This window comes from Microcoleus sp. Pol12B5 (genome assembly GCF_036701335.1).
Lineage (GTDB): Bacteria > Cyanobacteriota > Cyanobacteriia > Cyanobacteriales > Microcoleaceae > Microcoleus.
Genome location: NZ_JAUBQQ010000014.1, coordinates 83,010 through 109,499 on the forward strand (window position 1 = coordinate 83,010; position 26,490 = coordinate 109,499).

At 46.3% G+C, this 26,490-nt stretch carries 7 protein-coding genes; 4 read left to right on the forward strand and 3 right to left on the reverse strand.

Translation table 11 applies throughout. The features are described from left to right. Positions 1–84: 84 nt before the first annotated feature. Positions 85–1,746, forward strand: coding sequence for a diguanylate cyclase domain-containing protein (locus QUA24_RS10030; protein ID WP_333229277.1), 1,662 nt, complete (start codon positions 85–87; stop codon positions 1,744–1,746). Positions 1,747–2,093: 347 nt separating this feature from the next. Here QUA24_RS10030 and QUA24_RS10035 read toward each other — a convergent pair whose 3' ends face one another. The 3 genes from QUA24_RS10035 to QUA24_RS10045 all read right to left on the reverse strand — a co-directional run bounded on the left by QUA24_RS10035 (position 2,094) and on the right by QUA24_RS10045 (position 15,752). After that, the gene (locus QUA24_RS10035; RefSeq protein ID WP_333229280.1) at positions 2,094–7,112 is read right to left on the reverse strand and encodes a PAS domain S-box protein; all 5,019 of its coding nucleotides are present in this window, start codon (positions 7,110–7,112) and stop codon (positions 2,094–2,096) included. A 679-nt stretch (positions 7,113–7,791) separates the two neighbouring features. Next, complete coding sequence (locus tag QUA24_RS10040; RefSeq protein ID WP_333229282.1) at positions 7,792–9,012, reverse strand: hybrid sensor histidine kinase/response regulator; 1,221 nt, start codon at positions 9,010–9,012, stop codon at positions 7,792–7,794. A gap of 251 nt (positions 9,013–9,263) precedes the next feature. After that, complete coding sequence (locus QUA24_RS10045) at positions 9,264–15,752, reverse strand: PAS domain S-box protein (protein WP_333229284.1); 6,489 nt, start codon at positions 15,750–15,752, stop codon at positions 9,264–9,266. Between the two features lie 889 nt (positions 15,753–16,641). Between QUA24_RS10045 and ppsA the strand changes: the two genes are divergently transcribed. The 3 genes from ppsA to QUA24_RS10060 all read left to right on the forward strand — a co-directional run. Then, positions 16,642–19,119, forward strand: a complete 2,478-nt coding sequence (ppsA, locus tag QUA24_RS10050; protein WP_333229285.1) for a phosphoenolpyruvate synthase — start codon at positions 16,642–16,644, stop codon at positions 19,117–19,119. 257 nt (positions 19,120–19,376) lie between these two features. Further along, positions 19,377–19,697 (forward strand): DUF6464 family protein, encoded by a 321-nt coding sequence (locus QUA24_RS10055; protein WP_333209883.1) that lies wholly within the window; start codon positions 19,377–19,379, stop codon positions 19,695–19,697. Positions 19,698–21,211: 1,514 nt separating this feature from the next. Continuing rightward, on the forward strand, positions 21,212–26,490 hold a 5,279-nt coding region (locus QUA24_RS10060; protein ID WP_333229287.1), incomplete at its 3' end, for a DUF4347 domain-containing protein.

The window sequence follows — 26,490 nt, forward strand, 5'->3', positions numbered from 1 at the left end:
TTGATAAGCTGAAATATTTGCCGATCGCAAGTATCGCTCTCAAAACAAAAAAGTTGCCTTCGACTCGCTCCGAACGCTATAGTTGTGTTAACACGTAACCAATGTCTGAAAATTTTGTTGGTTGAGGATGACCTCGGAGATCCGACAATGATCGAAGACCTTCTAGGGTCATTCAGCGAGTCTCTATTTCTTCTCCAAACTGTTAAGTCTCTGGAGATAGGAGTTGGGCGTCTGGAAGTAGACAAGTTTGACGCCGTACTATTAGATTTGTCAGTGTCAGACAGCTTGAGGGGAAGCGAGGCGATCGCGGTTTTGAAAGGGCGATGGCCCACATTGCCAATTGTGGTGCTGACAGATATCAACGATGAAAATATTGCCCGGTCAGTATTGCGCTGGGGCGCTCAAGATTGTTTGGTAAAGGGAAGATTTCACCGAACTCTGCTGGTGCGGGCAATCCATTACGCGATCGAACGCCAGCAAATCGAAGAACAATTGCGGCAGCAGGCTCTCCGAGAGCGCTTGTTGGGCAAAATGATCGAACATATTCGATCGTCAATAGATCCGGCAAGCATTCTCCAAAGTACCGTTGCAGAAGTGCGCCAATTTCTCCAAACAGACCGCGTTTTAATTTATCGCTGTCAGGATTGGGTGTCTCAATTGGACGGGGAAGAGCAAAAAGGTGCGATCGTCGCAGGTGACGGTTTGCCAGAAGGTTATATTGAAAACCAAAATATTAGTGCTGCTTTGGCGGTGTCATGCTTTGTTTTAGTCGAATCCCAGTCGGTACAAGCAATAGCAGATGTCAACACTGCCCCCTTGGCTGGCAGTTGCAAAGAATTGTTGACAGATTGTGAAATTGCAGCAGTTATCAGCGTGCCAATTTGGCAATCAGGTGACTGGGAAACGGCAAAAGAAACACAAGAAGCAACTGTTTGGGAAGTCGAGAACAATCAAGATGCAGCGGAAAATTATATCTGGCACCACGCGAGTGGCAAAGCCCAGGCGCAGGGTAAAAATTTGCCGGATTCGATCGCAGAAAATGGCAATAGTTTGTGGGGAATGCTGACAGCATACAATTGCAGCGGTGTCAGGGAATGGCAGCAGTGGGAAATAGATTTTTTACAGCACTTGGCAAATCAAGTGGCGATCGCGATCGAACAATCTCAACTCTACCGCAAGCTAGCAATAGCCAATCAAAAATTGCAGCAACTGGCAACTACTGACGGACTGACTGGCATTGCCAATCGTCGCCAGTTCGATCGCGTTTTGAGCTTAGAGTGGCGCAGATTGGGAAGAGAGGAACTGCCGCTGTCTTTAATTATGTTTGACATCGACTTTTTTAAACTTTACAACGAGTTTTATGGGCACCTCGGCGGGGACGATTGTTTGCGCCAAGTGGCGGGGGCGATCGCCAGCGCCACCAACCGGGCTGGGGATTTGACTGCCCGCTACGGTGGCGAAGAATTTGCGCTAGTGCTGCCCAACACTAGCGCCGAAGGGGCAAACGCTGTCGCCCAGAAAATTTGCGACGGCATCGGCAGCTTGAAACTGCCCCACGCGCGATCGTCGATCGGCCCCTACCTTACCCTCAGTTGCGGCATTGCGACAGCGATTCCTTCTGCCCAGGAATCTCCCAACACCCTAATTCGCAGCGCTGACAGCGCCCTTTTTCAAGCCAAAACCGAAGGCAAAAATCGCATTTGTCACGCCACCAGTAACTCGGAATCTTCCCCGATTTTTATGTAAAAGTTGAAGGTAATATCATTTCCGGTTACACTCCTTATGATGTTGACGGTTAACGGGTGACTGTTCACTGTCAACCGTGAACTCGAATTTACTATTCCGATGTTAACGGATTTGATATAATTGGTAATTTGTAATATCGTGTTTTATTTTTCACTCACAACTCACAACTCGCAGCTCATATTGTTGACCTTTGCATCAGAATAATAATTTTATGAGTGCACTGCCAGCGGAATGCAATCGAGTGACCCGGAGCAAGGATAATGCTCGCTGGCAGGGTATAATTCCTATGTTACGGTATTTGATATTACCCATTTCCGCTTCCCAATTTCCAATCACCAATAGCTAATTTATTGCCCCAAATTTGAATTTGTAGCTGTTAAATTCGATCGCACTGGAATTTCAATCAAAAACTCCGCTCCCTCTCCCGGTGTCGAAATACAGCTCAATCTGCCGCCGTGGCGATCGACGATAATCGAGTGAGAAATCGACAATCCCAAACCCGTGCCCTTGCCCACAGGTTTAGTCGTGAAAAACGGGTCAAACAGCCTCGATCGCACGGAATCCGGTATCCCTCGCCCGTTGTCCGCAATCGATACTGCTACGAAGCCCGCACCAGCCTGATAACTGCGAATAGCGATCGTGCTGGGATGCCGATCGCACTCCTCAATGGAACGCTGCTTGTCCCGTTCTTCCAAAGCATCGATCGCATTAATTAAGATATTCATAAATACCTGATTCAACTCGCCCGGAAAACATTCAATTGGTGGCAATAGTTGGTAATCTTTAAATATCTGAATTTCTCCATAGCTGCTGTGAGATTTTAACCGATTTTGCAAAATCATCAAAGTGCTATCAATTCCCTCGTGAATGTTAACCGACTTCCCAGCGGACTCGTCCAATCGGGAAAAATTACGCAACGATTTCACAATCTCAACAATTCGCTCGGTTCCTACTTGCATCGAATTAAACAAGTTCGGGAAATCCTCAGCAATATAATCCAAGTCTATTTCATCAATTTTCTCCAAAACTTGGGCGGGAGGATGAGGACAGTAATGCTGGTAAACTTGAATCAATTCCAGCAAATCTAAAGTGTAATTGCGAGCCGGACTGAGATTGCCGTGAATAAAGCTAACAGGGTTATTAATTTCGTGAGCAACACCAGCAACTAACTGACCCAAACTCACCATTTTTTCATTTTGAACGAGCTGAGCTTGAGTCGTTCGGAGTTTGTTAATAGCTGCTTCTAACTCTAGCGCTTTTGAACGTTCTCGCGCTTCCGATTCCTGCAAAGCTGACTCGGCTTGTTTGCGATCGGCAATTTCACTTTGTGCTTGCTCAAACAGCATTGATTGCTGGATCGCGATCGCCAACTGCACGCTAATTTGTTTGAGACACTCGACCTCAATTTCCAGCCAGTGGCGGGGGCCCGCGCACTCGTGAGCAATCAATAGCCCCCACAACTTCTCGCCTTGCAAAATCGGCACTACCAAATTAGCTCGCACCTGAAATTGAGTTAATAAATTAATGTAGCACTCGGAAAGATCAGCTTGGTAAATATCATCCACAGCTACAGTACGACCGTGTTCATAAGCAGAAGCATAGCGGTCTTCAAAGCAGGAATCGTCAATAGTTATTCCCTGAATAGCCAGCCAATTTTTGCCCACAGACTCGACATTTACAAAACCGCTCCAATCGGGATTAAACTGATAAATAACTGTCCGGTCTGTTTGCAAAAATTGCCGTACTTCAGCAACAGTTTTTGTCAAAATTTCTTCTAAATTGAGAGAAGAGCGAATGCGTTCCAGCATTTTTACCACCAGGCGTTCTCGCTTTAATTGCTGGCGCAAGATAGCCTCGGCAAGTTTGCGAGCGCTAATATCTTCAATCACAGCAATTACATAGCTAGGTTCCCCAAACCCATCCCGCACTAAAGATACCGTCATATTAGTCCAAACAAATGAACCGTCTTTGCGAATAAAGCGTTTTTCAATCGAATAATTAAAAATTTCCCCAGCTAACAGTCGGTCGCGCGACTCAACATCTGCTGCTACATCTTCGGGGTGAGAAATCTCCCCAACATTTCGCGATTTTAGCTCTAATTCTGAGTAGCCGACAATATTGCAAAACCCTTGATTTGCATTCAAAAATTGACCGTCGCGCCACACTTTGACAATGCCAATCGCCGCTTGTTCAAATACAGCGCGAAATCGCTGTTCGCTTTCTTGTAAAGCAATTTCTGCTTTTTTGCGATGGCTAATGTCCATTGCCGTGCCAAACAGCCGCACCACTTGACCCAACTCATTTTTAACAGATTGTCCTTTAGCGTTAACGTGCCTGATTTCTCCTGATGGAACATAGATGCGGTGGTCGATGTCGTAAGCTGTCCCTTTAGTCACTGCGTTTTGCACAACTTCTGAAAACCTTTCTTTGTCATCGGGATGAATTTGCTCTAAAAGTTCTTCCATTGTTGGCGGCTGATTCACTCCTCGGCCGTAAACTCGAAACAGTTCTTCCGACCAAGTAATAATTCCTGCCTCAATCTCCAATTCCCAATTGCCGATGCGGGCAATTTTTTGTGCTTCTTGCAACTGTTCGGCAAGTTGTTGCAAAGATGCAATCAACTGAGTTTTTTCGGCTTCGGCTGCAACGCGGGTGCTGATATCTTTATGAGTGCCTGTTATCCGCAACGGCGCACCCCATTCGTCGTACTCGACCACCTTGCCCATAGCCAGAATCCACTGCCAATTGCCCGCTTTGTTGAGCATCCGAAATTCAAATTCATAGATATCAGTCTCACCTTCTATATAGGAATTTAAACATTCCATTACCTTCACTCGGTCTTCTGGATGCACCAAACTTTCCCAGCATTTGAGGTTATTTTCAATTTCGGTTTCTGCATAGCCTAGCATTGATTTCCAATAAAAGTCGAAATAAGTTTCGCCAGTAGCTATATTCCAATCCCACAGCCCTAAAGAGCTGCCTGAAACCGCCAACTGTAATCGCTCTTGACTGAGTTTTAATGCCGATTCGGTGCGTTTTATTTCTGTGAAATCGGCAATGATAGCTATCATTCCTATCGGTTGCATAGCGCTATCTTTAATGCAGTTAGCTCGCAAGAAAGTTTCTATAATATCGCCCTTTTTACTCTTAATTTCAATTTCACTTTCCCAGGAAAAACCTTTCCGTAGCACCTTAAATAACTTTCTCAAATCTTGAGATTTGGGGTACATTACTGCTGGGCCTCCGGCATTATTTAGTTCATCAACTGTATAGCCGTAGCGCTGAATAAATGCTTGATTGTGATAAACGGAATAACCATCCAAATCTGCGATCGCGATCGCATCACTAGCGCTGTCTACAGCTTGAGTTACTAGGCACAGAGTCAGTTCGGCTTGTTTGCGATCGGTAATATCAAAAATCGCTCTGTCGAGCCACAAAACCAGCCCTTCCAGATTGTAAGTTGGCCTACCTCTTTCCGACATCCACCGCACCGCCCCGTCATCGCGAACAATGCGGTATTCTAGATTGTACGGCTGTTTCGACTCTACTGCTGCGCTGATTTGTCGATCGACCATTTCCTTGTCTGCCTCGTGGACAATGGTCGCAAAACTCAAGCCGTTGTTGCGAATAAAATCCCCAGCAGGATACCCACTAATTACCTCAATTTCATCGCTAATAAATACCATCGTCCACTCAGCATCGTACAAGCTGCGGCAGATAGCGCCTGGGATATTCTCAACGAGCGATCGAAATCTCGCTTCGCTCTCCCGCAAAGCTGCTTCAGCCTGTTTTAAATCAGTAATGTCCAGCACCATGCCTTCCCAAACTATATCCCCTTCCTGTCCTATTTCCGTCGTACGATCAACTCGTTCCGGTCTCGAAACCCCTTGCATCCACTTAAGTTTTCCAGACGGTACAATCGCCCGCCATTCCTGCTGCCAGGGCTGCATATCTGCTGCAGAAACAGCAATAGATTCTTCAAATTTTTGACGATCATCTGGATGAATAAAATCAAAAAGTAGTTGAGGATTCTGCTGAATATTTTCTGGTTCCAATTCAAATAAATAGCGGCTGCCAGAAGAAATATAAGGAAAACTTTTTTGGCCGTCGGTTGAGAGACGAAATTGATAAATTATTCCAGGTAAATTGGCTGCAAGTTGCCGAAGTCTAGCTTCGCTTTCTTGCTGCGCTAATTGTTTGCGCCTATCCTCAGTGATATCTCGAATTATCCCCACGAGAATTTTACTGCCGTCGGTATTTTCAAAGACAGTTTTTTTAGTAGACAGAATGTGCTTTGTACCGTTGGCGTCCGTAAATATTTCCTCACTCTCGTTTTCTTTCCCCGTCCTAAACACTTGTTGGTCAGTATGCCAAAAAAATTCAGCTTCTTGTTTTGGGAAAAAGTCATAATCAGATTTGCCCAGCAGTTCCTCGCGCTGCTTACCTATCAGCTTGCAAAAAGCATCATTTAACAGTATCCAGCGGTGCTGTTCATCTTTGACAAAAAGTGGGTCGGCAACTGCAGCGATTGTATAATTTAAAAACTTTTTACTAGCTTCTAGTTCGGACAGCGCTAAAATCTTATCTGTAATATCATTGATAGTTCCTGTCGTCCCTTGCGCCTCGCCGTTCCCGCCAAACATAAAAAATTCTTGCACTTCCACCCACCGAATTTCCCCATTTTTGGTAACATATCGACTTTGGTAACAACAGGATATTTCTTGATTTGGTCTTTGACATCTAAACGCATTTAAATATTGGTATTGATCTTCAGAATGAATGTAATTCAAACAGGAAGTACCTAAGCTTTCATCAACGGTAAATCCGGTAATTTCTGTCCAAGCCGGATTGAGAAAAGTCCAATTGCCAGCAGTATTTGTTTCAAAAACGACTTCTTTGATATTGCCAACAACCTGCTGGTATTTTTCTTGACTTTTTTGCCATTCTGCTTGCCGTTTCTGGCGGGCGATCGCGCACCTAAGCGTCCGCACCAGCAGCCGGCTGTCTACCTGTCTTTTCACCAGATAATCTTGGGCGCCGGCGGCAATTAACTCCACAGCCAGTTCTTCGTCATCGGCCGCTGTCAGAATGACGATCGGAGTATTGATACGGCAACCTTGAAGTCGGAAAAAAGTATTAAATTTTAGGCTGTCAGGAAGTGAAAGATCTAATAAAATTACATCAAAAATTTTGTCGCTTAAAATTTCTATCGCTTGCCGGAGGCGAACTACATTGGTGACATCAATTGATTGTCTTAGTTGGGGTTCAGACAGCAGTTCTTGAATGAATTCTGCATCTTCTGCACAATCTTCTACTAAAAGAATTTTTAAACCAGGCGTTAAAGTTGACTCAAAAACAGATGTCATACCATTTTATATTTTATATTTTTGATTTGAGATTTGGAATGACTGATGACTATCGCAGTTGGGTTATTGCGTACAGTAGCATTTTTTTACTGCTATCCTTTTGCTATTTTTTAGTAATTATAAAATCTCAGCAACGGATGCAGCTACCTAGCTCATGATTGGGGAACTTGAAGCACACGCTTTAGAGTGCGCTGTGTGCTTGCCGACCACCCAGATTTATTTGTAGAATTGAGTTGTTCGCTGCAAGTTTTCCGCCTGGCCCCAAACCTAGTGGGCCAAAATTATCATAGTCTTACAAATATTGCAACTTTACTCTATTTTAATTTACAACCTTTGGCAGGGGAATAGCAAGAGGCAAGTCAAAAGAGCGCGGAGTAATCAGGATTGGCATTGCTGATAGCCTTTGAAATTTTAGATTTTAAATTGCCGCTTAAAGCTTGCCTAAAGTTAAATTATTTCTTTGTGAAATGGTATTACTACTAAGCTACGAGAATTACCGTTGATTTACAAAATACGCTCTGAGATTGTGTCCGGTTAATTGCCCGCCATTAGCGCTTGTATTGAGCAATGCAAGTCCTCTCTTGATCGAGTAACCAAGACTTGCATTCCTTGCTACAAATTTAATTACAAACTTAATTATGGTTGTCTAACCGGACATAATTTAACTCAGTTGAGTCGCTCAATTTGTCTGCGGTTTGGGCAGCACAACTGTAAATACGCTGCCTTGACCGACATTGCTGCTAATAGCAATCTCACCGTTAAAAGGCTTTAAAAGTTCAATACAAGTATAAAGTCCTAGACCTGTTCCTGTCGGTTCGCCTGCGGTTTTTTCCTCGCCTTTAGGCGGCTTGGATGTGTAAAAAGGGTCAAAAACTTTTGGCAAATCTTCAGATGATATGCCGCATCCCGTATCTGCAATATCCATGTATATGTTCGAGTCGTCTTGCCGAGTCACGATAGTTATTTCTCTGCTTTTCTTTTCCCACATAGCATCCATTGCATTATTGATTAAATTATAAAATACTTGAGAAAGATAGGAATAAATTAATGGAATACTGGCAATTTCTTCGTCATAAAAGTATTTTTTTCTAATTTTATTTTTAAAATACAGGTTGCCTTCCAATAGCTGAATTTCTCGCTGCACTAAATCGTTGATATTCACCGGATGCAAATCTTGCTTTTGCTCGTTTCGGCTTTTCATCATCAGGGTATCCATGATCTGATTGATTTTTGTGACTGCTTGAAAAATATACTTAGTATAATTAAACAGAGAGTCTTCTTGAATTTGTGTGGCTTTTGTTTCAATCAAATCGACGCTAGTCTGGATCACTTGCAGGGGACTTTTGAGGTTGTGAACCATGCCCTGAGTCAAACGTCCGATGATGGCTGTTTTTTCCTGGTTTATTAATTGCTTGGTTTTTTGTTCAACAAGTCTTTCAAGGTTTTGGTTGAGGTGGGCAAGTTCGAGGTTTTTTTCTTCGAGTTTTTTTTGCAAGCTGCGGATTGTCAAGTGGGTTTGAATCCGGCTCAAAACTTCTTCGTGCTGGAAAGGCTTAGTGATGTAGTCAACTGCTCCTGTCTGAAAGCCTTTTACTTTATCAGGCGTATCGGAAAGGGCGCTCATAAATATGATGGGAATATCTTGCGTTGACGGGTCTGCTTTCAACCGTCGGCAAGTTTCAAAACCGTCAATTCCTGGCATCATGATATCCAAAAGAATCAAGTCGGGATGGATGTAGTCAATTTGCTCGATCGCACTTTCGCCGTCTAGAGCCACTAATACTTTAAACCCGTAATTCCTTAACAACTCGAAAAGCACGTCAAGATTTGTTTGGTTGTCATCGACAATTAGTATGATGCTTCTTTCGGAATTCTTATCGTTCATATTCAAGGGAAACATTCAAATTTTTGATTTTTGAGTTGTGGGTTGTGACGTTAAATCGGATTCAATGAATTTTTGGCGGCTCTAGAAACCCGGTTGCTTCCTAGATGCTTCTATTTGCAATAACCCTTTGAGGAGCCGGCGGCGAGTCCGGGACGCCCAAGCAAATTAAGTTGTCGCTTCGCGGGAGGCCACAACACCTAATTGAGAATGGTACTCTGGGCGCGAGATTTAACTGATTTTGAGTTGTCTGTTAGCTACTGTCAATTTTAGGACAAATGTTGCTTCAAAAAATCTCGAATTTGCTTGAGCTGAAATCCTTTAGCAAGTTGGCGCAGGTGATGAACGAAAGGCACTAATGTCGGGTCAGAATGTTCGAGTTTAGCAGTTTCTTCCAGAATAGCTTCAATATCGCCCATTGCAGCCAATCTTAACAACGCCAAGACTGACTCTGAGGCAGGAGACACCATCGTTGAGTCAGCAGCAGCAATCTCAGAAGATGATTTTGCAGTTTGATCTGTCCGCTTTTTGGTTTGTGCTCTTTCTTCGTAAACCCATTCTAGTCTCAAATGCAGGCGCAATAATTCTAAAAGCTCATTAGTTTGAATCGGCTTGGTGAGAAAATTATCGCAACCTGCAAGTATGCTCTCTTGCTTGGTAGTCTCGTAAACGTTAGCGGACAAAGCAAGGATAACCGTATCTTTTAATTCCGGCAACTGTCGTAGCCGCCTGGTAGCTTCCCAACCGTTCATTACGGGCATCAGCAAATCCATTAAAATTATATCCGGTAGAAATTCCTGTGCTTTGTGCAAGCAGTCTTCGCCGTCTGTAGCTTCTGCAATTTCAAAGCCTAAATGAAAAAGCAGTCTATGCAACATGGCGCGGTTTACTTCGTGATCGTCCACGATTAGCACTTTCCGCTGGAGGCCGATAAAACCTACAAGCCGCCTTTTTTCTTGCCGGGAGGGGAGTTCCGAAGACTGGGCGACTGCGGGTAAGTCTAGATCCAACCAGAATATGCTGCCTTTGCCAGAGGTACTTTGGACGCAAATTTGGCTGCCCATCATTTTGACTAATTTTTGGCTGATGGAAAGTCCCAGTCCCGTACCTTCGACAAAATTTTTATGATCGCCAACTTGATGAAAAGGCAAAAATATTTCTTCTAATTTATTCTGCCCGATGCCAATGCCGGTATCTTCGATTTGAAAACGAATTTTAGGGGTAGGGGCACGGCCAGTATTGTCTGTTGTCACCTCGCGCGCTTCTGTTGTTCCTAGCGGCGGGTTAGACATTTGCTCCGCGTCTATATTCACGGTCAAATTAATTGTTGGAGGGGCAATTTCCGCTATCAAACTAGAATTTTTGCAGTTGGTTTGAGGATAATTATCGGGGAAACTTTCTGCATAACCGACTTTGAATGTAACGCTGCCGCTGTTCGTAAACTTAACGGCATTGCTGAGCAAATTAATCAAAACTTGACGCAACCTTTTTTCGTCTGCCAAAATGCCGTCTGGCAGCGCTGACATCTGCTCGTAATTAAAGGCAATTCCTTTTTGAGCAGAGCGCATCTGGAACAAATCAATAATACTTTTCACAAAACTAGAAAAATGCACGTTTGTCAGCGACAGATCCATTTTACTAGCTTCGATTTTTGAGAGGTCTAAAACGTCATTAATCAGCATCAGCAGGTGGTTGCCGCACTGGTGAATGTTGTTAAGGCTTTCCTGCTGATCGCCGGTAAAGTTTTTATCGACTTTGAGCAGTTGGATGTATCCCAAAATGCCGTTCAAAGGCGTCCGCAATTCGTGGCTCATGTTGGCAAGAAAGTCGCTTTTAGCGCGGTTGGCGGATTCGGCGGCTTCTTTAGCTAATTGTAGGGCGGCTTCTGCAAGTTTGCGATCGGCAATTTCGCTTTGTGCTTGTTCAAATAGCATTGATTGCTGAATGGCGATCGCCAACTGCACCCCCAATTGTTTTAGGCACTCTCCCTCCAATTGCTGCCAGGGACGCGGGCCCGTGCAGTGGTGGGCAATTAACAGCCCCCACAAGTTTTCGCCTTGCAAAATCGGCACTACCAGATTCGCTCTAACATCGAGACGAGTCAACAAAGCCAAGTGGCAGTCGGCCAGGCCGGCATTGTGAACATCTTCTATGGCTTTAATTCTGCCGTCTTGGTAAAGAGGAACGTAGGCTGCCCCGAAACAGGGATCATAAATTTCCATTCCTACAATTGGTCGGACATTTTCGGCAACCGACTCGACAGCGATAAATCCACTCCAATCTGGATTGAATTGGTAAATAATAGTGCGGTCTACTTGCAAAAAATGCCGCACTTCTTCGACGCTTTTGGTAAGAATATCTTCAAGATTTAGAGAAGATCTAATGCGTTCTAGCATGGCTACTGCCAACTGTTCGCGCTTTAACTTCTGCCGCAAAATCAGTTCAGCTTCTTTGCGTTTTGTGATGTCGGTAATTACTCCAATTAAGCCGATGTAATTTCCATTAATATCTTGAATACTGTCGGCTCGCACCAGAGCAGTTACTGCTTCGTAGCTTTTAGTTTGCAGCGCAACTTCGCCACACCAAGAGCGACCTTGGCGAAGGCTTTTATAGATTTGTTTGTAATTTTTATACCGGACATAAAACGCGGTCATATCGTCAATATCATTGAGTTCTTCCACCGTGTAGCCGTAGCGCTGAATGAAGGCTTGATTGTGGTAAATAGACCGCCCTTTCAAGTCGGCGATCACGATCGCGTCGCTGGTACTTTCGACGGCTTGAGTGACCTGCAGTAAAGCTAATTCTGCTGCTTTGCGATCGCTAATATCCGTCATTGAACCCACCATCCGCAGAGGGTTTCCGGCTTCGTCCCACACTGCTTGAGCGCGGGCGAGAACCCACTTATAGCTACCGTCTTTACACTGCAAGCGGTATTCGGCGGCGTAATTGGGGGTTTGGCGATCGAGATAACCTTGGATCGCTGCTTGCACTCGTGAGTGATCGTCTGGATGGATGCGCTCGATCCATGCGCTGTTGGTGCTGTCGATTTCGCCCTCTGCGTAACCGATAATTTCTTGCCAGCGGGCCGAGCGAAAAGCTTCATTTGTTTGAAGATTCAGATCCCAAATTCCGTCTTGATTGCCTTTGAGAACTAACTGCCAGCGTTCTTCACTTTTACGCAATTCTTCTTCGGCTTGTTTGCGCTGAATATGATCGCCCAACTGCGTCGCGACAGCCTTGACCAACTCTACTATACGCGGTTCCATAATCGAGCGGTCGCGCTTGCAGAATACTAAAACTGCTAGCACCTTTGAGCTAGTGTGAATTGGCACTCCGAAACAAGCTTTCAATCCGACTGATTTCGCCATTTGCGATCGGGCAAAAAGATGATTTTTGGCTAGAGAAATATCTTCAATCCATTCTACATTTCTGGTTGACCAAATCCGTCCAGGTACTGCCACACCGGCGGCGAATCTAATTTTTTTACTTTCGCGGCCAAACGTATCTAAATCGCGATCGCTAGCGTACCAAGTTTCGCTGTGTTCCAAAAAAGTACCATTAGCATTCGGTATCCAAGCTTCCGCAAAATTCCAGCCGATCGCATTGCACAGCAACCGCAAAATATCTGGGAGAGCGCTGTGAAAATCTGCCGACTGACTAATAGCTTGAGTTGCTGCCAGCAACAGCTTTATTTCATCTTCTGCTTGCTTGCTTTCTGTAATATCAGTTCCCGTACCGAGAATTTGTTTTAACTTACCGTCTCCTGTTTTCGCAAATACAGTATCTCGGCTGACCATCCAGCGCCAAGAACCATCTTTGTGCCTAATTCGGTATTCAATTTCAAAGATATCCCCTTCGCTGCCTGTTTCTACTTGCAGTAAATAATCAGGCATTTTGATTGAATCTTCGGGGTGGATTAAAGTTGACATCATCCACGGCCCGATTGCCTGAATCTCCTCTACTGTATAGCCGAGAATGTGGTATATAGAAGCGTTCGCATAGATGTTTTTTTGTTCTATTAAGTCATAAACATACAACATATTAGGACTTGCCCCAGCAATTTGTTGAGTTAACCGCTGGCTTTCCCGCAGTGCTGCTTCTGTTTTTTTTCTTTGGGAAATATCGCGAACAATGCAAATGATTTCCCCGTCGGGCAGCATTGTCAGCGAGACATCTATAGGGACTTCCGAGCGGTCGCGACGGCATCCTACTGCTTCGGTGCTGTAAGAACCTTTCTGCACTAAATTCGGCAGGACTTCTTGCTCGAACCTTTGCAGCTCTGCACCTTGGTAGAATATTTTCCAACTGTTACCTAAGATTTCTTCGAGAGAGTCGTAACCGTAGATTTTGAGTCGGGCTGCGTTGCAATAAATCACCTCTTGGTCGGCACTGAATATGGCGATACCTTCGGAAGCGGCAGCCATTGCTGCTGCTTGCCGGTGGAGTTTTGACTCGAAACGTTTGCGATTGGTGATGTCGCGGACGATCGCGATAATTTCGTCATCCGTGCAGAAAACAATTCTCGCTTCAAAATCGTACAATTCATCATTAACTGGCATTTGATATTCTACAACTTGAATCTCGCCAGTGTCGATCGCTTGTTTATTGCCGGACAAGATTTTTTCAGCAAAAGCAGGCGGTAATATGTCTTGTGCTTTTTTGCCAATTAATGCTTGTTGTGGTAGGATATTCTCGAAATATTTGGCTGGTTTGAAGTCTACAAAAGTGCCGTCTGCCATACAGCGAAATATCATGTCTGGTATCGCATTTAAAAGAGCGCGGTTGGTGGCTTCGCTCTTACGCAATTCAGCTTCAGCTTGCTTGCTAAATGTAACGTCGCGAGCCACTGCATAAATCAAACCTTCTTCTGCAAACGGGGATGCTGTCCACGACAGCCATTTATAAGTACCATCTTGGCAAAGATAGCGGTTTTCTAAGCTAATAACGGGGTAGCTTTTTTTGAGTTTTTCTAATTCCGCTAGAGTAATTTCTATGTCTTCTGGATGCACGAATTTTATCAAAGGTTTGGCTAAGATTTCATCACTGCTATAACCTAATAAATTTGACCAAGCGGGGTTTAATCGTTTGAAATAGCCGTCAAAACCTGCAATGCAAAGTAAATCCAGCGAGAGATTAAAAAATCGATCGCGATCTTGCTGGGTTTGTTTCAATTCCGTAACATCCATCACCAAACCGTCCCAAACTATATCGCCGTTGGCTTGCTTTTCTGGCTTTGACGCGCCTTGCAGCCATTTCACTCGATCTCCCATAACTTGCCGCCACTGGTGTTGCCAAGCTTGCTGAGTCGCCGCTGAAGTTGCGATCGATCGCTGCAAGTCTGAGATGTCGTCGGGGTGAACTGTTGCAAAAGCCAACGTGGCATTTTCTTCTATTTGTTCTGGCTTTAAATTGTAGAGCTGCCAACTGCCAGAGGAAACGTAAGTAAAAGATGTTTTACCATTTCCATAAAGCCGATATTGATAAATCATTCCCGGCACGTTGTCCGTCATTATTTGAAATCGAGCTTCGCTTTCCTGCAACGCTATTTGCTGGCGTTTGTAGTCAGTCACATCTCGCATTGTTCCGACCAACATTTTAGTCCCGTCGGCTTTTTTAAATACTGTTTTTTTAGTAGATATAATGCGTTCTTGACCGCCGCAATTGGTAAACAATTCTTCTGTTTCCTCAGCAAGACTTCTTTGCAATACTTGCTCGTCTCGTTGCCCAAAAAAAGCCGCTTGTGCTGGGGGTAAAAAATCGTATCCTGACTTACCAATCAGTTCCGATCGCCTTTTTCCTATCAAATTGCAAAAAGCATCGTTTAATACGATCCATCTGTGCTGCTCATCTTTGACAAAAATCGGGTCAGGAGTAGAATTAATTGTGTGATTTAAAAACTCTTCTGATGCTTTTAATTGAGCTTCGTAACGGTAGCGATCACTCACGTCCAAGACTACTTTAATCAGGTGGTCGATCGAGCCGTCTAGGGCGCGAATACAGCGCAAGGAAACTCTAGTATAAACTATTTTTCCGTCTTTTCTGCGCCACCTTTGGTCTAAAACATAGCCTTCACTCTCCCCTGCCAAAATTTTATTTAACTGCTCTAAACTTGCCTGCAAGTCTTCAGGAAAACCCCACATCTCGCAATTATCGTGCAAAAAGTCTTGGCGATCGTATCCCAGCAAATCGCACAAAGCATCGTTCACTTCTAACCACTCATATTTTTCTGGTGCTGAGGGGGAATTCGGAGGAGCAAGAATCGCAATTCCGACGAGAGAATTCTCGACTACCGAGCGATATTTTTCTTCACTTTTTCGCAAAGCTTCTTGGTTGTGCTGTCGCTCGACTGCGTAACGAAGCGATCTAATTAACACTTCGCTGTCGATTTTTCGCTTAACTAGATAATCTTGAGCTCCGGCTTGGATTGACTGCACGGCAAGCTCTTCATCGTTGCGGGCAGTCAGTACGACAATCGGAGTATTTAGGCTATATTCTTGTATTTTGACAATTGTATTTAAGTCTTGGCTATCGGGCAGCGAAAGATCTAGTAAAATCACATCAAAATGTTCGCTGACCAAAAGTTGCTGCGCTTTGCTGAGACGGTCTGTACAACTTACTGATAGCCTTTGGGGTTCGGCTCTACTGACATTTGTTTCTAATAATAATTCTTCGATCAGATCGGCTTCTGCTTGATTGTCTTCGACCAGAAGAACTTTAAAGCCGTTTCGCTTTGCGGGTGGGCTCAAAACTGATATCATATACCTTATTTTTTGTCAGAAGGCAGTGTAGCCAACTATTATAGCATATAAAGAATTGTCTAGCCACAAATCCTGCTGTTCCCAGTTAAAAACTCTTTGGTTCAACAATTACAATGCGCTTTATCTCAGATGTTGAACGGTTCTCAAGAACGGGCTTTCCGCCCCATTGCACAAAAAGTAAATTTTCTTAGGAGAGTTTCTTCTAACTAGCCCTTAAAAGGCTTATTGAAAATGGTACAATATCTGATATCTATGCGATTGTGTTTTTCCTCTAAGTAGGCAAACGCAATCAGGGGGAAATTTTTTAAGGTTTTTAGAAGCTGGGTTTCAGGATGAAACTAAGCTGCTTAGTATTTTTTTGGGCGATCGCCTCTGTGACACGATTTTAGATTTTAGATTCAGTCCAGAGATGAATTGAGGATGTGGAACTAGAATCTCCAATTTTGGGCCGATCACGACTCCTATCGGAAAGTAAGCATCGGTTTTTTGGCGGGTTCAGCCGATCGCGCGATCGAACCCCACCCTTTATTGCCATTGGATTCCGCTACCAACACAATCCAAGCTATCTCCCCACACCCATGAGCGCTCAACGCCAAAAAAGCCGTGGGAAATATCTTCGCTATTCATATTTTTACCCCTTCTTTTATAATACCTTACATAAACTCATTACTGCAATTTCTTTACTTTTTGCAATCAAATAAAATATCTCCATAGGCCTTGCTATTTAGCCAAAAAGTGATAGTCTTTAAATAGAGGCAATCGAAAATTCGGTTGATACAGCCTAGGAGAAAAATTGAGAATTTTTGTAACAAAATTACAATTCCCAATAAACTGTCTTTTGTTTACTGTCCTTTGACCGAAATGAGCTGAAGTTGAGAGGAAAAAAGCAATGCTCGACAATTTAGCAATTGAAAAAAAAAACGGTTTAATTCCCAAAGAAAAAGCCTTAGTATTGTTGTTTGATGAAGTCGGCATCGCCGACATCCCATTAGTAGGGGGAAAAAATGCTTCTTTGGGCGAAATGATTCAACAGTTAAGCCCCCAAGGAGTTAGAGTTCCCAACGGATTTGCAACTACAGCATATGCTTACCGGTACTTCATCCAGTCAGCGGGTTTAGAAGCTAAATTGCGCGAAATTTTTGCCGATTTAGATGTAGAAGATCTGCAGAACCTGCGGCAAAAAGGCAAGCAAGCGCGGGCACTGATTCTCGACACACCATTTCCGCGAGAACTCCAAGCGGCGATCGCGGATGCTTACGAAAAATTGTGCGATCGCTACGGCGACAGTACAGACGTAGCAGTCCGTTCCTCCGCCACCGCCGAAGACTTACCCGACGCCAGTTTCGCGGGACAGCAAGAAACCTACCTCAACGTCCAAGCTTGCGCTGGCGTGCTCGAATGCTGTCACAAATGCTTTGCTTCCATATTCACAGATCGCGCGATTTCCTACCGCCAACAGCGGGGATTCGACCACTTTGAAGTCGCCCTATCAGTCGGCGTCCAAAAAATGGTGCGATCGGACTTAGCATCCTCCGGCGTCATGTTCAGCATCGACACCGAAACCGGATTCAAAAACGCCGTATTAGTAACCGCCGCCTACGGATTAGGCGAAAACGTCGTCCAAGGCACCGTCAACCCCGACGAATACTTCGTCTTTAAACCAACCTTAAAACAAGGTTTTCGTCCGATTTTAGACAAACGTCTCGGCAGCAAAACCCTCAAAATGGTGTACGATATCGGCGGTTCTAAATACACCAAAAACGTCTCCGTCATCGCAGCCGAAAAAAATAAATTTGCCATCCAAGATGATGAAATTATGCAACTCGCAAAATGGGCCGTCATCATCGAAGAACACTACTCTAAAGTGCGCGGGACTTATACCCCGATGGACATTGAGTGGGCAAAAGACGGCAATACGGGCGAATTGTTTATTGTCCAAGCACGACCCGAAACAGTACAATCTCAAAAATCTGCTAAAGTTTTGCGAAACTACAAATTGCAAGGTAGCAGTGCAGTTTTAGCAAAAGGACGCGCCGTTGGCGAATCAATCGGGCAAGGCAAAGCCCGCGTGATTTTAGACGTTCACAGAATTGCTGAATTTCAATCAGGAGAAGTTTTAGTTACCAACAAAACAGACCCGGATTGGGAACCGATTATGAAAAAAGCAAGTGCGATCGTCACCAATTCCGGTGGTCGCACTTGTCACGCCGCCATCATCGCCAGAGAAATGGGAATTCCCGCCATTGTCGGCACTGGCGACGCCACCCAAATCTTGAAAAACGGGCAAGAAATCACTGTTTCTTGTTCCGAAGGAGACGAAGGCAAAGTTTATGCCGGTTTGCTTCCTTTTGAAATTCAAGAAACTGCGATCGAGAATTTACCCCGCACCCGCACTCAAATTTTAATGAATGTCGGGAACCCAGAAGAAGCCTTTGGTTTATCCGCAATTCCTTGCGACGGCGTAGGCTTAGCGCGGTTGGAATTCATCATTGCCAATCACATTAAAGCACACCCGCTCGCACTGATTCACTTTGACGAATTGGTGGATGAATCAGTCAAAGAAGAAATTGCAGAACTGACTGCACTTTACCAACACAAACCCGATTTCTTCACCGACAAACTCTCCCACGGAATTGCCACAATTGCCGCCGCATTTTATCCAAATCCAGTTATCGTGCGGATGAGCGATTTCAAGAGCAACGAATATGCTAATCTTTTGGGAGGGCGGCAGTTTGAACCCAAGGAAGAAAACCCGATGATCGGGTGGCGTGGCGCCTCTCGCTATTACGACCCAAATTACCGCGAAGCTTACGCTTTGGAATGCAAAGCATTAAAGCGAGTTCGCGACGAAATGGGCTTGACAAATGTGATTCCGATGATTCCATTTTGTCGCACCCCGGAGGAAGGGCGAAAAGTGTTAGCCGAGATGGCAAAACACGGTTTAGTTAAGGGCGAGAACGGCTTGCAAGTGTATGTGATGTGCGAATTGCCGAGCAATGTTATATTTGCTGACGAATTTGCCCAAGTTTTTGACGGATTCTCGATCGGCTCTAACGATTTAACTCAGTTAACATTAGGATTAGACCGGGATTCTGCTTTGGTCGCACACATTTTTGACGAACGGAATGAAGCTGTCAAGCGCATGGTAGCAATTGCCATTAAAGCCGCCAAGAAGTACGATCGCAAAATTGGGATTTGCGGTCAAGCGCCCAGCGATTATCCTGAGTTTGCTCGTTTCTTGGTTGAGTTGGGAATTGATTCGATTAGTTTGAATCCCGATTCGGTTTTGAAGACTTTGTTGGATGTTGCTAAGGTGGAAGGCGCGGGTTCGTTGATGGATTTAGCGGGGGATGTTGCTAAGATTTAACCGTTTTGGTTTTGAAGAGCAACCCGGTTTCTCAAAAAGTTTGTGGGATGGGCGTCCCGCCCGTCCCACAATAACAATTAAAATTGTAAGTTATTTAATTCGCCTTCCTCAGCCGTCACCTAACGGTTAACCCAGGGGCGGCATAGTTTGAGACTTGATCGGGAACTTTTCTTATTTAAAACCGTCTTGTCGAGGAGGATTTTTTGTTGCCGATCGCCTAAATTAAAACAAATATTCTCCACATAAGCTCTGAAAAAGTGCTAACTGCTCTCCTGATTATTTTCATAGGTTTAGCTCCGTCGGTGCTGTCTTTGTGGGTGATGCGCTCTGCCCAAAGCCAAGCCCGCGATAGAATTGCTGCGGCCAGACAGGCGGTAGCGAATAGATCCATGCGAACTCAACTACAAACTGCCGATCGCACTTACATACAAAGCCTCGGTTATGCGATCGGCGATATCACTTGCGAGTATAACGCCCGCTCTAATTACATTCGCTGCGCGGTCAATCCTTCTGGGCCCTGTCAAGATTGTCGGTACTACCAAGCCAGAGCTCTTGACGCTCGTGGTGAAAAGATATAGCTTATATTGGTGCTTGTATCTACGCCTATTTGCGGATGTAATAATCAATGAGTTAATATGTACTTACGTGTAAGGATTATGGTTGAAGCTTGTTTTGGACGAACCCCGCCCAAACTCAGCAGTTAAAACCTATTCGAGCATTATTGCTTGGTTACAGTTGGTGGTTAAAGTTGCCATAACAGGGGAATTGCGATCGGTGTTTTTTTAGTTGAGGATTTACGATCAGAAACGAAGTTTAGATAATAAATTTTGGTTGGGTGGCGAGAAATCTAGAAATAAATTGGGTTTCTAGTCTCCTGCGCGTAACTCCTGCAGTTAAAAAAATTAGCCAACAAAAATCGTAAGTAGCTGAGGGGCCAGTCTCTAAATCAGTTTCTCCCAAACATCATGAAAAATTCTGCACGAAACATTGTTCCGAGCTTTTATTTTAAACAGAAACCAGCTCGAAGACTAGCGTGTTGATAGTTTGAGAAGTTGCTTGTGGGCAGCACTAATCTGTTTTTGCGATCGTCGCGAAACAATCTCAAACCTAGATTGCTATCTCCAGACTGCAAGTCATGAATTTTTAAGACGCTTCGTCGATACAGGGTATGCCAATTTCAATTGAATCTCATATGTTGCACCATTTTCAAGAATAGGCTTTGTGGCCTGTTCCACAATAAGTGAATTTTCTTATGGGCTGGGCAGGAGAACTACCCATAGAAAGGTTATTGAGAATGGTAAAAGATATCAGTTGAATGACACTTCGGGCAAGGTCGGCATAATTATGTGACGGCTATCACTCCCTAATCAATGTCTGGTTGTTATTGTGAACAGGGCTTGCACACCAAAAGCAAAGAAACCGAGTTTTTTTACCGGGAGCGAGGGCTGCAAAGAAGTCTTTTCGTCCCTCAAACCAGGTTTATACGTCTAGAAATAGTGAATTTTATCTGCAAATAAAGTGCATTAGACGATTTACAGAAAACCTCATTAAGTAAATTTTTGAGAACTGGTGTTATTATCTACTGCGCGATGTAAGAGATAAGCGTGTAACAGATACACTCGCTAACAGAAAAGAAAAAAGTCGAAAGCCAAATATCACCCGGTACAGAGATTCTGGGGATTTAAACCCCAAATCCTCAGCGCTTCTGCCGGCGATCTTGGCAATGCTATTAAATATCAAGATAGCAGGGCTTTGTGCTGAGTAAAATTCGCTTTTTGCTCTTGATTCAAGTCAAGCTGCACCGCCTCTTACTCTGCAATTAAACCTTTTCAAGAAGTGATAATGATCATCTGGAAATGGGTACATCATCTACAATTCGTGAGCCAATTTGACCATGCACAGCATCTGCAACAAACCAATTTTTATCACCCCCAAAATATGTGACTCCACCGCAAGGAATGCGGTCGCAAAATCCCGAACAACCGCAACTTATCATCAGAAAAAAAACATAAAACAAGTAAAAACAGAGGAGTATTTCCTGTCCCAGAAACTGCGTGGCGACAGGGGAATTGGGCATCCCCACAGAGAATTTTTGCGAGCCACCGAGTCTCTGGGTGTCCAGACTCTAAAAAATGTACTGTTCCTCGATGCCAGAGTAGAGAACTGCGACAGCTTGGCAAGAGGAGGAACAGCCGATACAGAGGTATTTGTATTGGACTCGACGGGGGATGGAGTCGAGCAAATTACTAGAGTTTTGGCTAATTACAGCGATTTAGACAGCCTTCAGATAGTTTCTCACGGTCGAGAAGCGGGGGTGCAGCTAGGGTCGATCGAACTCTGCAGCGACAACTTAGAAACTTACAGCCATTTCCTACAGCAGTGGGGAAAAGCCCTCAGCGAGAGAGGAGGTATTTTGTTATTCGGGTGCAGCGTCGCAGCAGGGGAAAGCGGCGAGGCCTTCGTGCGGCGGCTGAGCTTGATAGTCGGTGCAGATATTGCAGCTTCCGACAACTTGACGGGGAGTGCGGCACTCGGTGGCGACTGGGAATTAAAATTTGCGACCGGGGAAATAAAAGCGAGAATCGCCATTGAAAAAGAAGTGCTCGCAGCCTACCCTTACGCCCTCGGCACATTAGTTAACGAAACTTTCAAAAACTCCACAGTTAGGGGGCCTTGGATTTACGGGGGAAACGACGGGGCACTGTTTGATCCCAGCAACGGGGTTGCAGCAGCCAATCAACGTATCCCCGGCATTACCGGAGGCACTGTATCCGGCGTACTTCCGGCTTTGGGCGGTGCAAGTCCCGGCGATGGCGCTCTGCTATTAACTCCAGCAGTAAACCTTCGAGAAGCCTTCGTCATCTACAACAACCCCATTCCTTCAACCGACGGTATCAGAGTTCAGTTTGATTTTTATTCTTACGGTTCAAACCAGCAATCTAATACTCCGCAACCATTTATTACCCCTCAGCCTGGGGACGGGCTGGGTTTCTTCCTGATTGACGGCACTGTTAGCCCAACCAGGACTGGGGGTTATGGCGGTTCTGTGGCTTACGCTCCACGAACGGGTATACCCGGTATTGAGGGAGGTTATTTAGGCATTGGGCTCGACGAGTTTGGCAATTTTTCAACGTCTACAGAAGGGCGCTCTGGCCCACAGCCACCTCCGATTCCCGGCTCCTCTATTGGTTCTTTCAGACCTGATTCAGTAACTGTTAGAGGAAATCAAGCAAACGGTTATCGGTTTTTAACAAATGCGATCGTTCCCTTCGGCATCGATAACATTCCTACGAGTATTAACTTTATCGGCCCTCCCGGCACCACTTTTAACTTCAGCAATACGTTCACGAGCGATCGCAATTTAGCCAAAAGATCCGTTCAAATTACGCTGAATCCATCTAACGATCCGGTGGAACCCTCTCGCCTCACCGTTGCCTTCGATGAAAATTTCGACGACATCTACGAAACTACATTGATCGACATCCGCAACTTAGCAACTGAAAACGGCCCAGTACCGCCAATTTTCAAATTTGGTTTTGGCAGTTCCACAGGAGCCGCCAACAACATTCACGAACTTCAAAACCTGGTAGTTGAAACTATCAATCCTCCGAGTATCGCCGCTGAGGTTGCCACTATCAAGACCGGTCCGCAGTTCGTCAAATCCGAAGGCAGCATTACCTACACGATTACTACAGTAAACAAGGGGCCAGCGCCTGCTACAAATGTTCTGATTCAAGACGAAATACCTTTAGAACTGCTGCGTCCGGGCGGATTGCCACCAATTCTCAGTGCCTCCAACAACGGCACTTACGTGAACCAAACCAAGGCAGTCACCTGGCCGTTAATTCCGGTTCTCAATGCCGGCGAGACTGTGACTTACACCCTGACAATTGATTTGCCCCCCGGTTTAACCAGCGGTAGCAGTTTTGCCAACGTTGCATTCAGCACTAGCTCGACTTTCGACCCCGACCTCAGTAACAACAGCGGTGTACTTGCGCCAGGGCAAATCGAGGGGCCTGGTGTAGTCTCTACCACAGTTGTTGATACAGTCGCGGATTTAGTTACTACCAAAAGTGGCCCTGTGACTACCTCAGCCGGGTCAAGCGTCACCTACACATTGACTACCACTAACATAGGCCCAGACCCGGCTGCCGATGTGACCATCACTGACAGCATTATTCCGGGTTTAACAGGAGTCAGCGTATCGGACGGCGGGACTTACGACCGTGTTTCGGGCATTGTCACCTTTCCAGCACTGACGGCGCTGGCAAATGCGGCTACTGCGACCCGCACTGTCAGTTTCAGTGCCCCAGCCACCGTTACTGCCATCAGCAACACGGCCCGGAGTAGCGCGGCGACTTTCGATCCGATCGTCACTAACAACAACGGTTCGACAACCAACAAAGACGGCACTCCCACTAACTCTACGGTTACGACAAGTATTGCGCCCAACGCCGACCTCGCAACCACAAAAACGGGCTCTACGAGTGCTACTGCTGGTAGTTCGGTCAGTTATACGATCGCCACAGTCAACTTAGGGCCGAGTCCTGCAGAAGCTGTAACCATCACCGACAGCATAGTTCCTGGGTTAACCGGAGTCACGGCATCGAACGGCGGCGTTTACGATCCACTAACCGGCATTGTCACCTTCGCGCCCGTGGCAATCGCCAACGCGGAGACTGTCACCCGGACGATCGACTTCACAGTACCGCCCACCCTAACTTCCATCAGCAACACGGCAAGAAGTACCTCCATCACTCCCGACTCCACTCCTGCCAACAACAACGGTACAAACCCCAACGCCACCGTCACTACCTCGATCCAGGCTGTGGCCGATGTTGTCACCCAAAAAACTGCTTTGCCCAGCATTAAGGTGGGCGACACCCTCCTTTATACAATCACTACTACCAACAACGGGCCGAGTCCTGCGACCAACGTAGTCATCACCGACAGCCTGATTCCCGGCTTAACGAATGTCAGCGTGTTCGATGGCGGAACCTACAATGCTGCCACAGGAGTGATCGAGTTCCCAGCGATCGCGACTTTAGCCAGCGGCAGCAGTGTCACCCGCCGCCTAATTTTTGTACCCCCGCCTACCCTGACGAGCATCACCAACATTGTATTAAGTCGATCGTCCACTTTTGACCCGGACTTAACAAACAACAACGGCTCGACAGTCGCAGTGCCGGGTGAAGCGGGGGGTCAAGTCATTACCTCGATCGAGCCTGTGGCCGACCTGGTTACGTCCAAGAGCGGTCTCACATCTGCTCCTGCTGGTAGTTCCGTGACTTATACTATAAATACCGCCAACAATGGGCCGAATGCTGCTGAAAACGTAGTGATTACAGACAGCATCATTCCCGGTTTAACGGGAGTCAGCGCATCCGATAACGGCACTTACGACCCGGTGACAGGGGTTGTCACCTTCCCAACAATTCCCAGTTTGACTAGCGGCAGCAACATCAACCGCGAGGTAACATTAGTCGTTCCAGCGACGGGCACTATTAGCAATACTTCCCAGAGTCGATCGACCACTTTTGACCCCGAACCCAGCAATAACAACGGTTCCGAGTCCAGAGCCACCGTCACCACCGCCATTTTACTCGCCCAGCCCACACCCAACCAACCTCCATCAGCCAACAGCAGCAACGCTGCGCTAGCGCCAAACAGCGTTGTCCAAATTAGCGGACTCGGAGGCGGAGACTCTGACGGCACAGTGGTTACATTCACCATCAGCACCCTGCCACCGACAAATCAGGGCGTCCTGTTCTTGGGCGACCCCGCAACGGGGGGAATCGCTATCACAGCAGGTCAAATCCTGACAGCCGAGCAAATGACACAGTTATTCTTCCAGTCGGCCGGCAATTTCACAGGAGCTAATTTTACCTACAGCAGCCAGGACAATCTCGGTGGCAGCAGTCCTGCCGCCACAGTTTCTCTGCTGTCGCTGGCGTTCAACTACCCGCCGGTACCCACAAACTTCAGCAAGACCCTGGCGCCAGACAGCACCGTCAACCTCACAGGGCTGACGGCCAAAGACCCCGACGACTCGATCGAATTCTTCACTATCAACACCCTACCGGCGACCAATCAAGGCGTCCTGTTCTTGGGCGACCCCAGTCAGGGAATCCGGGTCACGGCAGGCCAAAGACTTAGCACAACTCAAATCAGCCAGTTATTCTTCCAAGCAACCAGCGAATTCGCCGCCACCAACTTTACCTACAGCGCCACAGACCGCCGCGGCGCCATCAGTCCAGCCCCCGCTACAGCCTCCCTGCTAGCACTATTACCTCCCATCGACCAGCCACCCGTCGCCAACAACTCCAGCGTCGCTTTGTTGCTGGAAACAACCGTGAACATCCCCGGACTCGGAGGAACCGACCCAGACGGGACGGTGGTTTCCTTTACCGTAAACACCTTGCCGCCAGCCAATGAAGGCACGCTGTTCTTAGGCGAACCCAGCCAAGGAGTGCGGGTCACGGCAGGTCAAACCCTTACAGCCGAGCAAATTACCCAGTTGTTCTTCCAGGCATCGGGCAATTTCATAGGGGCAAACTTCACCTACAGCGCTACAGATAACCTCGGTGCCATCAGTGCGGCAGTTGCCACTGTCTCTCTCATTCCCCTTAAGGAATCGATACCAACACCGACACCCGCGCCGATACCCGTGCCGACGCCGATACCCGTGCCGACGCCTATACCCGTGCCGACGCCGATACCAACTCCAACTCCAACACCAGCCCCGACGCCGATACCCGTGCCGACGGCGACACCAACTCCAACTCCAACACCAGCCCCGACGCCGATACCGATACCCGCGCCGATACCGATACCCGCGCCGACGCCGATACCCGCGCCGATACCGATACCCGCGCCGATACCGATACCAGCCCCGATACCGATACCAACACCAGCCCCGACGCCGATACCCGCGCCGACGCCGGAACCAACTCCAACTCCAACACCAACTGCAACACCCGCGCCAGCCCCGGAACCAAAACCAGTCCCGCAACCCGAACCAATTGCAACTCCAACTGCAAGACCAACACCAACACCAGCGCCAGAACCAAGCCCGATATTCAACCGAGTACCCGAACCCGATACCAGTTGCGGTTGCGACCCACTGCCCCAGCAGCCTCTGATCAGATTTATCCCACCCCAGCCTTCACAAATACTCAACTTCGACTCCAACGCCGCCCAACTCATCGACATCCAAAACACGATGAGAGGCACTCCCGGAAACGATTCCTTAACAGGGAACGAAGCTAACCAACTGTTAATCTCCCTCAACGGAGACGACACAGTATTAGGTGAAGCAGGCAGCGATATCGCTTTCGGCGACCAACAGCGAGATTACATAGCTGCGGGTAA

Coding starts and splice junctions, on each gene's coding strand:
- QUA24_RS10035 (WP_333229280.1), bottom strand. CDS start 7,112: ATGACATCTGTTTTTGAGTCAACTTTAACGCCTGGTTTAAAAATTCTT.
- QUA24_RS10040 (WP_333229282.1), bottom strand. CDS start 9,012: ATGTTTCCCTTGAATATGAACGATAAGAATTCCGAAAGAAGCATCATA.
- QUA24_RS10045 (WP_333229284.1), bottom strand. CDS start 15,752: ATGATATCAGTTTTGAGCCCACCCGCAAAGCGAAACGGCTTTAAAGTT.
- ppsA (WP_333229285.1), top strand. CDS start 16,642: ATGCTCGACAATTTAGCAATTGAAAAAAAAAACGGTTTAATTCCCAAA.